The sequence below is a fragment of the Pseudoduganella aquatica genome (genome assembly GCF_020865585.1).
In the GTDB taxonomy this organism is placed as follows: domain Bacteria; phylum Pseudomonadota; class Gammaproteobacteria; order Burkholderiales; family Burkholderiaceae_D; genus Rugamonas; species Rugamonas aquatica_A.
The window spans coordinates 6,032,048-6,043,941 of sequence record NZ_CP086370.1; the positions used below are offsets into that span (position 1 = coordinate 6,032,048).

The window sequence follows — 11,894 nt, forward strand, 5'->3', positions numbered from 1 at the left end:
GCTAAGATGAGCGTCTACGCAACGGCGCCCGCGGCACTTTCCAACCAGTATCGGAACCCTGACATGCAACAAATTAACAACCTCTCGACCCGTTTGACCCAGCACCAGACCCAGATCAAGGCCGCCATGGACCGCGTCATCGCCAGCGGCTGGCTGGTGCTGGGACCGGAAGTGAAGCGCTTCGAGCAAGACTTCGCGGCCTGGCTGGGCGCGGCGCACTGCGTCAGCCTGGCCAACGGCACCGACGCCATCGAACTGGCGCTCAAGGCGCTGGGCGTGCAGCCGGGCGAGCGCGTGGCCACCGTGGCCAACGCCGGCATGTACACCACGCTGGCCATGCTGGCCGCCGGCGCCGAGCCCTTCTTCATGGACGTGGACCTGGACACGCGCGGCGCCACGCTGGCCGAAGTCACGCGCGCGCTGGACGCGGGCGTGAAAGCGGTGGTGGTGACCCACCTGTACGGCCTGGCCCTGCCGGAAATCAAGGCCATGGCGGCGCTGTGCGCCGCGCGCGGCGTGCCGCTGCTGGAAGACTGCGCGCAGGCGCACGGCGCCACCGTGGACGGCCAGCGCGTGGGCACCTTCGGCGACGCTTCCACCTTCAGCTTCTACCCGACCAAGAACCTGGGCGCGCTGGGCGACGGCGGCGCCGTCGTCACCAGCCGCGCCGACGTGGCCGCCACCGTGGGCATGCTGCGCCAGTACGGCTGGACCGCCAAGTACAAGGTGGAACTGCCGGCCGCGCGCAACAGCCGCCTGGACGAGCTGCAGGCGGCCATCCTGAGCGAATTCCTGCCGCTGCTGGACGCGGCCAACGCGCGCCGCCGCGACATCGCCGCGCGCTACCGCGCCGGCATCGCCCACGCGCAGGTGCAGACCCCGGCCGACGCCGGCGCCGCCTCCGTGGCCCACCTGTACGTGGTGCGCAGCCCGAACCGCGACGCGCTGCGCGAGCACCTGAAGGCCAATGCCATCGGCTCCGACGTGCACTACCCGATTCCCGACTACGCGCAGCCGGTGCTGGGCGCGCGCTTTGCCGGCGTCAAGCTGGCCAACACCGAGACGCTGGCGCGCGAGATCCTGACGCTGCCGTGCTACCCGGAAATGGCCGACGCCGAAGTGGACGCGGTGATCGCCGCCGTCAACAGCTGGCAGGCCTAAGCGGCATGGGCAGCATGAAGTTTTCCGTCGTCATTCCGGTCTACAAGAACGAGGAGTCGATCCCGCGCCTGCTGGCGGCCGTGCAAGGCATGAACCAGGCGCTGGACGGCCGGCTCGAAGCCGTGTTCGTGGTGGACGGCAGCCCGGACCAGTCCTTCGCGCTGCTGCGCGACGCCCTGCCCACGCTGCCCTTCGCGGCCCAGCTGCTGGCGCACTCGCGCAATTTCGGCTCCTTCCCCGGCATCCGCACCGGCCTGCAAGCGGCGCGCGGCGAATACTACGCGGTGATGGCGGCCGACCTGCAGGAGCCGCCCGAGCTGGTGGTGGCGTTCTTCCAGTCGCTGGAACGCGACGAGTGCGACGTGGCCATCGGCACCCGCACCACGCGCCAGGATCCGCTGCGCTCGCGCCTGGCCTCCAGCCTGTTCTGGGGCATGTACCGCCGCCTGGTGGTGCACGACATGCCCGAGGGCGGCGTGGACGTGTTCGGCTGCAACCGCGCCTTCCGCGACCAGCTGCTGCAGCTGGAGGAATCGCGCTCCTCGCTGATCGCGCTGATCTTCTGGCTGGGCTACCGGCGCAAGCTGGTGGCCTACGAGCGCCAGGTGCGCCAGGAAGGCAAGTCGGCCTGGACCTTCAGCAAGAAGCTGGACTATATGATGGACAGCATCTTCGCCTTCACCGACTATCCGATCCGCATGCTGGTACGCATGGGCGCGATCGGCTCCATGCTGTCGATCGGCCTGGGCCTGCTGGTGGCCGGGGCGCGCCTGAGCGGCGCCATCGACGTGCCCGGCTATGCCGCCACCATGCTGGTGGTGCTGCTGTTCGGCACCCTGAACTTGCTGGGCCTGGGCCTGGTGGGCACCTACGCCTGGCGCGGCTACGAGAACAGCAAGCAGCGTCCGCTGGCCGTGGTGGCCGCGCGCCTGAGCCATACGCCGCCGGCGGCCGCGCACAGCGCCGCCGCGCCGCATCCCCTGACAGAAGGAGTTTCCTCATGACCTTGACCGTTTCCGACAAGGCCGGCTTTTACTCGCCGGTCAGTTTCCTGAGCCGCACGCCCGAACAGCTGGGACCGGACTGGCTGGGCGAACTGGCGGCCGACCTGGCCGCCGGCAAGGCGCAGCTGTTTGAAGGCCGCCAGGACCAGGGCAGCGCGGGCGTGCAGATAGTCTACCGCGCGCTGCCGTGGGACACCGATTTCTTCGGCACCGCCACCTTCCGCGTCGACTACACGGCGGCCGCTCCGGGCACGCCGTTCAGCGCGCTGCAGGCGGCCTTCGCCGGCCTGCGCGCCCACCTGGCCGCGCAGGCCCCGGCGTTTTACCTGTTCGCCGAAGTGCCGTCGGAAGACACGGCCGCCATCGCCGGCATGAGCGGCGCCGGCTACCGCCTGATCGAAACCCGCCTGACCTGCTTCCGCGACGACCTGCAGCGCTTCGACGCCAAGGGCGCCGCCGCCGTGCGCGGCGCCACCGCGGCCGACATCCCGGCACTGCGCGTGGCCGCCGCCCAGGCCGTCAACCACTATGACCGCTTCCACGCCGACGACTTCTTCAGCGCGCAGCAGGCCGACGACTTCCTGGCCGTGTTCGTCGAGAACTCGGTCAAGGGCTATGCGGACGAAGTCATCGTGCCGGCCGACGGCCCGGCCGACGCCTTCCTGACCGGCAACTACGTGACGGCCCCGGCCGCGCTGGGCGGCCAGAAGCTGGGCCGCATGGTGCTGTCGGCGGTGACGCCGGCGCGGCGCGGCTGGTACGTCAAGCTGATCGGCGCGCTGAGCGCCAAGTTCCAGGCCGCCGGCGTGGGCACCGCCTTCATGACCACCCAGGCCACCAACCGCGCCGTGCTCAAGGTCTGGGCCCACCATGGCTACCGCGTCGGACGCAGCAGCCATATCTTCTCCACTTACAGCCGAGGCTAATATGCAGCACAGCTCCTCCCCTTCCGCCGTGGTGCACGACGGCGCCCAGGTCGACGCCAGCGCCCAGCTGGGCGACTACGTGGTGGTCTACGGCGGCGCCGAACTGGCCGCCGGCAGCGCCGTGGCCGGCTTCACCCAGGTGTGGCCGGGCGTGCGCCTGGAAGCCGGCGCCAGGCTGGCCGCCGGCGTGACGCTGGAGCGTCCCGACGAGGCCAGCGGCCACACCGTGTTCGGCACCCACAGCAAGGTCGGCGCCGGCGCCACCATCTGCGCCGGCGTCAAGGTCGGCCAGGGCGCCGTGGTCGAGGCCGGCACCGTGGTGAGCCACAGCGTGCCGCCCTACGCCATCGTGTCCGGTTCGCCGGCGCGCATCGTCGGCTACGTGGAAACGCTGAGCCAGTCCGAGCGCCCGAACTGGCACCGCCAGGCCGAATTCCCGGCCACCCAGTCCACCGTGCCGCTGGGCGTGGGCGGCGTGACGCTGCACCGCTTCAAGGCCGTGAAAGACCCGCGCGGCGACCTGTCGGTGGGCGAATTCGCGCGCGAGATCCCGTTCGAGCCCAAGCGCTACTTCCTGGTCTACAACGTGCCGACCGAGAAGACGCGCGGCGAGCATGCGCACCATAAATGCCACCAGTTCCTGATCTGCGTCAAAGGCAGCTGCGCGGTGGTGGTGGACGACAACGCCTCGCGCTGCGAGGTGCTGCTCGAGTCGCCCGACCAGGGCATCTACCTGCCGCCGCTGACCTGGGGCATCCAGTACAAATATTCGAGCGACGCGGTGCTGCTGGTGTTTACCTCCGACTACTACGAAGCGGCCGACTACATCCGCAACTACGACGAGTTCTCGGCCGTGGTCGGCGCGCAGAAGGCAGGCTGAGTGGGCCGGCGGGCAGTGCTGGCGCGCTGGGCGCGCTTTGTGGCCGGCGGCGCCATCAACACCGGCTTCAGCTACGGCCTGTATCTGCTGCTGGCCCTGGCCCTGCCCTACCAGGCGGCCTATCTGCTGGCCTACGCGGCCGGCGTGGTGTTCTCCTACTGGTTCAACGCCGTGGTGGTGTTCCGCGTGCCGCTGTCGTGGAGCGGCTTCCTGGCCTTCCCGCTGGTGTACGCGCTGCAATACCTGATCTCGGCCGCCCTGCTCGGCCTGCTGGTCGAATGGCTGCAGGTGCCGCACAAGCTGGCGCCGCTGGCGGTGGCCGCCTGCATGGTGCCGCTCAGCTACGCCATCAGCAAAATGGTGCTGGCATGGTCGGCGCGCCGCAGCGCGGCCGCCGCTACGATACAAACAACGGAAACTGAATGACTAACTATCACAATGGCGGCGCCGCGGACGCGGCGCTGCTGGCGCCGCAATCGCTGGGCGCCTTGATGCGCGCCGAATGGCGCTGGTGGCTGCCCGGCGCGGTCCTGTGCTTCTTCCTGGCCAGCCTGGTCACGGTCGGCTGGCCGCAGGGCCTGCTGCCCGACCTGAACGTGCCGTATTGGTATGTCGGCGACGGCCTGAGCCATTCCTGGCTGATGAAGCGCCTGATCGAGGGCTGGGCGCTGCACAACGACCACAGCGGCTATCCCTTCGGCTCCGACTTCCACGACTACCCGGGCGCCGACGTGGGCAGCCTGGTGCTGATGAAGCTGCTCGGCCTGATCAACGGCAATTTCGCCACCGTGTTCAATCTGTACTACCTGCTCAGCTTCAGCGCCGCCTTTGCCAGCGCCTTCCTGGTGCTGCGCGCGCTGCGCCTGGAGCGTCCTTACGCGGCCGCCGCCGCGCTGCTGTTTACCTTCATGCCCTTCCACATGATGCGCCTGTCGCATCTGTTCTACACCTGGTACTTCGTGGCGCCGCTGTATTTCTACGCGGCCCTGCGCATGGCCGAGGGCAAGCTGTTTGAAGGCAAGCTCCGCGGCAGGATGCGCCCCACGCTGCTGGCCGGCGCCGGCCTGATGGTACTGGCCAGCTTCGGCGTGTATTACGCCCTGTTCGGCGTGCTGGTGTTCGGCGCCGTGGCGCTGGCCGGCCTGTGCCGGGGCGAGTGGCGCAGCGTGCGCGCCGCCGCCGTCGCCACCGCCTTCGTGGTGCTGGGGATCGTGCTCAACATCGCGCCCAACCTGGCCTACCAGCGCGCGCACGGCGCCAATGCGGAAGTGGCCAACCGCGGCATCGCCAATGCCGAAGTGTACGGCCTGAAGCTGATGCAACTGATACTGCCGCGCGGCGGCCACCGCAGCAGCACGCTGAACGGCCTGGCCGACATGTATGCGCAGAATATGCCGCTGGTCAATGAAAACAGCACTGCCGCGCTGGGCCTGCTGGGCGGCGCCGGCTTCCTGGCGATGCTGGGCGTGCTCCTGGCCGCCACGGCTGGCCGGCGCATGGACCGGCGGCTGACCCTGCTCGCACTCATCGTCACCCTGCTGTTCCTGTTCGGCACCATCGGCGGCCTGGGCGCGCTGTTCTCCATGACCATCTCGTCCTCGATCCGGGGCTGGAACCGCATCAGCGTGTTCATCGGCTTCGGCGCGCTGGCCGGCCTGATGCTGCTGCTGCAGGGCTGGCTGGCCGGGCGCCTGCAAGGACGCCGCCTGGCGCTGGGGGCGGGGGCGCTGTGCGCGCTGCTGGCTGGCGCCGGCATGTGGGACCAGTCGGGCGCAGTCTGCACCGGCTGCCGTGCCCAGCTCAAGCAGGAGTTCCAGCAAAACCAGGACTTCGTGCGCGCCATCGAAGCGGCGCTGCCGCGCGGCGCGGCGATTTACCAGCTGCCGTATATGCCGTTCCCGGAAGTGCCGCAGCTGCACCAGATGTCGGTGTACGACCACATGCGCGGCTATCTGCACTCGAAAGAATTGTCTTGGAGCTACGCCGGCATGAAAGGCCGCGAAGGCGACCTGTTCTACCGCCACCTGGACAGCCAGCCCATGGCGCAGCAGCTGGCCACCATCGCCAAACTGGGCTTTAGCGGCATCTACCTGAACCGGGACGGCTACGCCGACCAGGGCGCGGCAGCGGTGGCCGAGCTGAGCGCGCTGACCGGCGCGCCGCCGGCGCTGGCGCGCGCCGACGGCAAAGTGGTGTTCTTCCGCGTGCCGGCCCCGGCCACGCCACCGCTGGCGGTGGCCGGCAAGAGCGCGCGCCAGATCATCCGCAGCCTGTACGGCGGCCCGAACGGCGTGCTGAACACGCCGGCGGCGCTGGCTGCGGGCATCCGCTTCGCCGATCCGGCCTATCCGGTGATCGTGGCGGCCGCGCGCGGCCTGTCGGTGGCCGAAGGCTGGGGCCGCTGGTCGGATGCCGTGCTGAGTCCAACGGTGCAGATCGATTTCCTGGAGCCGCTGGAGAAGCGCTTCACGCTGGCCCTGACGCTGCAGCCCTTCGGCCCCAACACCGGGCAGCCGCTGACCGTGCGCATCGGCAAGCAGAGCCACAGCGTGGTGCTGCAGCCCGGCCAGCAGACCTACCGCCTGCCGTTCGACCTGGGCGCGGACCGTGCCGACCGCCTGGAACTGGTGCCGCCGCACCCGGTGTCGCCGCAGTCGATAGGCGCCGGGCCGGACGGCCGCCGTCTCGGCATCGGCCTGATCCAGATCAGCATCACGCCCTAAGCCGGCGCGACGCCGCCGCGGCGCCAGCCGCGCATAAAAAAAGCGCCGGACGAGATCATCGTCCGGCGCTTTTTTATTGACGCTGCGCGTTTCAGAGCTTGCGCAGGCCGCCCAGCAAGGCGGCGAGTTTCTGCTTGGGCTTGCTGCTCACCGGCAGCGGGGCCGGCGCCGGCGCGCTGCTCTGGGCCGGCTCGTAGGGCTTGAGGAACCACGGATCGACCTTCTCGCGGCGCGGCATCGGGCCGGAGCTGGAACGGCTGCGTTCCGGGCGCGCGCCGGCGTAGCTGCCGCCGGCGCTGCTGCCGCCGCCGTTGCTGCGTTCCGGCGCAGCGCGCGTTTCGCCTTCCGGACGGCGGCTGCTGCCGTGGCGGCGTTCGCCGTGGCGCTCGTCGCCGCGCGCGGACGACGGCGCGAAGCCGTCCAGTTCGCCGCGCTTGATGGTCTGCTTGATCAGTTTTTCAATGTCGACCAGCAGGCGCTCGTCCTTGTCCGAGTAGATCGAGATGGCGTCGCCCGAGGCGCCGGCGCGGCCGGTGCGGCCGATGCGGTGCACATAGTCTTCCGCGTTGTAGGGCAGGTCGTAGTTGATGACGCAAGGCAGGTCGGAAATGTCCAGGCCGCGCGCCGCCACGTCGGTGGCCACCAGCACGTCGATCTCGCCCTTCTTGAACGATTCCAGCGCGGCCATGCGTTCCTGCTGCGTCTTGTCGCCGTGGATGGCGGTGGCTTTCATGCCCTCCTGCTCCAGGCTGCGCGACAGGCGCGAGGCGCCGATCTTGGTGTTGGAGAACACGATCACCTGCTTGAGCTCGCGCTGGCGCAGGATGTGGGCGACCACGTCGCGCTTGTGCTCTTCGCTGACTTTGTACACCACCTGGGTCACGCGCTCGGCGGTGGCGTTGCTGCGCGCCACTTCGATCAGCTGCGGATTCTTCAGGAAGCTATTGGCCAGCTTCTTGATCTCGCCCGAGAAGGTGGCCGAGAACATCAGGTTCTGGCGCTGCTTGGGCAGCAGGTTGATGATGCGCTGCAGGTCCGGCAGGAAGCCCATGTCCAGCATGCGGTCGGCCTCGTCCATGACCAGCATCTGCACCTGGCCCAGCGAAATATTCTTCTGCTCGATGTGGTCCAGCAGGCGGCCCGGCGTGGCGATGACGATCTCGACGCCGGCCTTCAGGGCCACGGTCTGGCCCTTCATGTCCATGCCGCCGAACACCACGCAGGAGCGCAGCGGGGTGAATTTGCAGTAGGCGGCCACGTTCTCGGCCACCTGCACCGCCAGCTCGCGGGTCGGGGTCAGGATCAGCGCGCGCACCGGATGGCGCGCGGGCGACATGGAGCTGTTGGCGGTGGCCAGCAGCAGCTGGATGATGGGCAGCGAAAAACCGGCGGTCTTGCCGGTGCCGGTCTGGGCCGCGCCCATCACGTCGCGCCCTTGCAGCACCACGGGGATCGCTTGCGCCTGGATCGGCGTCGGGTGGACGTAGCCTTGCGCGGTCAGCGCGCGCAGAATGTCGGGCGACAGGCCAAAATCGGCAAAGCGGACCTGCTCGGCAGCTTCGGTAGCGGCGGCCGGGGCGGCAGCGGGGACGGCTTCTGGCGTGGAAATGTTCTCGATGTCGGACATAAATTTTTCAATAAACAGCAAAATCCGCGCGAAGCGGCGAGGCGGGAGGACAGCAGGGCGGGGCCAGCTTGCGCGGATACAGGATACAAATTCAGCGGCCTACACGATACCCTAAATTTCCGCCACTGTACACGGAAACAGTCGCTTTCCCGCGATTCTGTTACATGAATGAAATGTATAATGGCAATGATGGCAACCCCCTTCCTCCCCCTTTTTCAGCGCCCCCGCTGGCCGCGCTGGCAGCAGCTGCTGGCCGCCCTCCTCCTTCTGGGTATCTGCGGCCTGGGCTGGCCCCAGCCGCCGGCGCACAGCGCCCCGCCCTCGCTGCGCTTCAAGAAACTGGGGCCGCTGGACAATGACGAGCCGTCCATGCTGTCGCTGCTGCAGGACCGCCAGGGCTTCGTCTGGATAGGCACCCACAGCAACGGCCTGTACCGCTATGACGGCTACCGCGCCGTCAAGTTCGCCCACGCCCGCAACGACGCGCGCAGCCTGCCGCACGACCGCGTGGCCGCCATCTACGAGGACCGGCGCGGCCGCCTGTGGGCCGGCACCGCCAACGGCCTGGCGCGCTACAACCCGGACAGCAACGATTTCACCGTCTTCGCGCCGCCCTCCGGCCCGGCCAACCGCCTGATCGTCAAAAACATCATCTCCGACGGCAAGGACGGCATGTGGGTAGGCACCTGGGGCGGCCTGCAGCATTTCAACCCGGACAGCGGCAAATTCACCGTCTACGCGCACGACGCGGCCCGGCCCGGCAGCCTGGGCAGCAACGACCTGAATGCGCTGGCGCTGGACAAGGACGGCGGCCTGTGGGCCGGCACCTGGCCCGGCGGCGTGGACTACCTGGCGCCCGGCGCCACCCTCTTCCAGCACTACCGGGTGGACAGCGCTGCCCAGCCCGACAGCCGCAGCAACATCGTGCGCGCCATGCAGTTCGACCGCGACGGCACCCTGTGGCTGGGCACCGAGGCGGGCGTGCTGAGCCAGCCGGCCGGCCAGCCGTGGGCGCCGCGCAGGCCGGCCGCCAGCCCGTCCAGCCGCATCACCAGTTTCTATGTGGACCAGGCCCAGACCCTGTGGGCCACCACGCTGTCGGCCGGCCTGCTGCGCTGGAATCCGGATAAGGCCAGCTTCGACCAGTACCAGCACCAGGCCAGCGATCCCTATTCGCTGCCGGGCAACAATCTGCGCGCCATGCTGCAGGACCGGGGCGGCATGCTGTGGGTGGCCTCGTTCACCGACGGCATCAGCCTGGCCAACCTGAACAGCCGTGGCTTCCGCCGCCACGTGCCGCACCGCCTGGACCAGGGATCGCTGTCGACCAACGCGCTGCTGGCGCTGGCGGCGGCGCCGGACGGCAAGGTCTGGCTGGCGGCCAATCTGGGCCTGAGCCTGTACGACCCGGCCAGCGGCGCCGTGCTGCAAAGCTACCGCAGCGCGGACGGCAAGCCGGGCACCTTGAGCCACGACATTGTCTACAGCCTGTATCAGGATCTAGGCCAGGGCAAGGACGCCGCCGGGCCGCTGTGGGCCGGCACCGCCAACGGCCTGAACCGGCTGGGGCCGGACGGCCGCTTCCAGGTGATCCGCTTCGGCAACACCGCCAGCGACTACATCAACGCCATCGCGCCCGGCCGCGACCATGTGCTGTGGCTGGCCACCGGCAACAGCCTGGTGCGCTACGACAGCAAGCGTGGCAGCCACCACATCTATTACAACGACCCGGCCGACCCGGCCAGCCGCAGCGTCAACGGCACCTCGGCGGTGCTGGAGGACCGGGCAGGCCGCGTGTGGGCTGGCTCGGAGTGGAACGGCGGCGGACTGGACATGCTGGACCCGGCCACCGGCAAGTTCCGCCACCTGCGCCATGCGCCGGATGCCAGCAAGGACGGCGGCCAGCCCTCGCTGTCGGACGACAACGTCTCCAGCCTGCACGAGGACGCGGCCGGCCGACTGTGGGTGGGCACCGCCAAGGGCCTGGACCTGGTGACGGTGGCGGCCAGCGGCGCGCTGCGGGTGCAGCCCTACGCGGCGGCGGTCGGCTCGGGCAAGGTGCTGGCCATCCGCAGCGACCAGGACGGCATGATCTGGGCCAGCACCATCGCCGGCCTGTACCGGCTGGACCCGGCCAGCGGCAAGGTGGAACGCTACAGCCCGGCCGACGGCCTGACCGACGGCTACACCACCAACTCCTCGGCCAACGGCAGCGACGGCACGCTGTACTTCGGCGGCGTGCACGGCATGACCGCCGTCACGCCGCGCAGCGTGCGCAGCGACACCGTGGCGCCGCAGGTGGCCATTACCGACATCACCGTGTTCAACCGTTCGCTGGGCGAAGGCCAGCGCAGCGAGGGCGCCGAGCTGCAAGGCCCGGTGACGGCGCCACGCGTGTTGACCCTGTCGGCCCAGGCCTCGGTGTTTTCGATAGAATTCGCGGCGCTGCACTACACCGATCCCGGCCAGAACCGCTACGCCTACCAGCTGGCCGGCTTCGACCGCGACTGGGTGCTGGCCGACGCCTCGCACCGCAACGCCAGCTACACCAATCTCTATCCCGGCACCTACACCTTCCGCGTGCGCGCGGCCAACCACCGCGGCGTGTGGAGCGCCGAGCCGGCCAGCATGACCATCGTCATCACGCCGCCGTTCTGGCAGCGCTGGTGGTTCCGCGCCGGGCTGGGCCTGCTGGTGCTGGGCGGCCTGCTGGCCGCGCACCGCTGGCGCATCCGGCGCCTGACGCGGCGCCAGGCCGAGCTGGCCGCGCTGGTGACGGCGCGCACCGCCGCGCTGGAGGAATCGAACCGCAAGCTGGCCGCGCTCAGCACCACCGACGGCCTGACCGGCGTGCGCAACCGGCGCGGCTTCGACGAGGCGCTGGCGGCCGAATGGCGGCGCGCCGCGCGCACCGGGCAGACGGTGGCCCTGTCGCTGCTGGACGTGGACCACTTCAAGAAGTATAACGACCACTACGGCCACCTGGCCGGGGACACCTGCTTGCGCACGGTGGCCGAACTGATCACCAAGCACGGGCGCCGCAGCACCGACCTGGTGGCGCGCTACGGCGGCGAGGAATTCGCGCTGCTGGCGGCGGCCACCAATGCGGCCGACGCGTTCGGCGTGGCGCAGGATATCTGCGCGGAGCTGGCCAGGCTGGCGCTGCCGCACGCGGACGCGCCGCTGGGCATCGTCACCATCAGCATAGGTGTGGCGGTGCTGGCGCCGACGGACGACAACACGGAGGAAATGCTGGTGGCGCTGGCCGACCAGGCGCTGTACCGCGCCAAGGAGAAGGGCCGCAACCAGGCGCTGCTGGCACTAGGAATGGAATGAACGAGATGACTGAAACAACGCTGGATGCGGAAGACCCGCGCCCGGAACCGCCGCAGCCGCCCGAACCGGGCGACTGCTGCCATAGCGGCTGCGCTTATTGCGTGGACGATATGTACCAGGATGCGCTGGACAAGTACCGGGCCGATTTGAAGGACTGGCAGGCGCGCCATCCTTGAGGACGCGCACTGCGGCGGGTTACGCGCCTTGCGCTAACCCGCCCTACGCGTTTCGGCGGCA

The 11,894-nt window shown here is 69.4% G+C and carries 9 protein-coding genes; 8 read left to right on the top strand and 1 reads right to left on the bottom strand.

Going from position 1 to position 11,894, the window contains the following annotated elements:
- The first annotated feature begins 63 nt into the window (after positions 1-63).
- The 6 genes from KT882_RS26830 to KT882_RS26855 are packed head-to-tail and all read left to right on the top strand — an operon-like array spanning position 64 to position 6,694.
- Positions 64-1,161 carry a DegT/DnrJ/EryC1/StrS family aminotransferase gene (locus tag KT882_RS26830; RefSeq protein WP_228893754.1) on the top strand — a complete coding sequence of 366 codons (1,098 nt, stop codon included), beginning with the start codon at positions 64-66 and terminating at the stop codon, positions 1,159-1,161.
- 14 nt (positions 1,162-1,175) lie between these two features.
- Positions 1,176-2,165 (top strand): glycosyltransferase family 2 protein, encoded by a 990-nt coding sequence (locus tag KT882_RS26835; protein ID WP_228893755.1) that lies wholly within the window; start codon positions 1,176-1,178, stop codon positions 2,163-2,165.
- Positions 2,162-3,091 carry a GNAT family protein gene (locus KT882_RS26840; protein ID WP_161073888.1) on the top strand — a complete coding sequence of 310 codons (930 nt, stop codon included), beginning with the start codon at positions 2,162-2,164 and terminating at the stop codon, positions 3,089-3,091. The genes KT882_RS26835 and KT882_RS26840 overlap by 4 nt, the downstream gene beginning before the upstream one ends.
- Before the next feature lies 1 nt (position 3,092).
- Positions 3,093-3,971: a WxcM-like domain-containing protein gene (locus KT882_RS26845; protein ID WP_228893756.1), complete on the top strand. Its 879-nt coding sequence runs from the start codon at positions 3,093-3,095 to the stop codon at positions 3,969-3,971.
- Positions 3,972-4,397, top strand: coding sequence for a GtrA family protein (locus KT882_RS26850; RefSeq protein ID WP_228893757.1), 426 nt, complete (start codon positions 3,972-3,974; stop codon positions 4,395-4,397). It begins immediately after the preceding gene.
- Positions 4,394-6,694 carry a DUF7024 domain-containing protein gene (locus KT882_RS26855; protein ID WP_161073890.1) on the top strand — a complete coding sequence of 767 codons (2,301 nt, stop codon included), beginning with the start codon at positions 4,394-4,396 and terminating at the stop codon, positions 6,692-6,694. The genes KT882_RS26850 and KT882_RS26855 overlap by 4 nt, the downstream gene beginning before the upstream one ends.
- A 91-nt stretch (positions 6,695-6,785) precedes the next feature.
- Here the strand turns inward: KT882_RS26855 and KT882_RS26860 are convergent, their stop codons facing one another.
- Positions 6,786-8,321 (bottom strand): DEAD/DEAH box helicase, encoded by a 1,536-nt coding sequence (locus KT882_RS26860; RefSeq protein WP_228893758.1) that lies wholly within the window; start codon positions 8,319-8,321, stop codon positions 6,786-6,788.
- A gap of 180 nt (positions 8,322-8,501) precedes the next feature.
- On the opposite strand from KT882_RS26860, the gene KT882_RS26865 reads away from it, so the two are divergent.
- Entirely contained in the window at positions 8,502-11,657 is a 3,156-nt protein-coding gene (locus KT882_RS26865; protein WP_228893759.1) for a ligand-binding sensor domain-containing diguanylate cyclase, read from the top strand.
- Positions 11,654-11,833, top strand: a complete 180-nt coding sequence (locus KT882_RS26870) for an oxidoreductase-like domain-containing protein (protein WP_161073892.1) — start codon at positions 11,654-11,656, stop codon at positions 11,831-11,833. The genes KT882_RS26865 and KT882_RS26870 overlap by 4 nt, the downstream gene beginning before the upstream one ends.
- Positions 11,834-11,894: the final 61 nt, after the last annotated feature.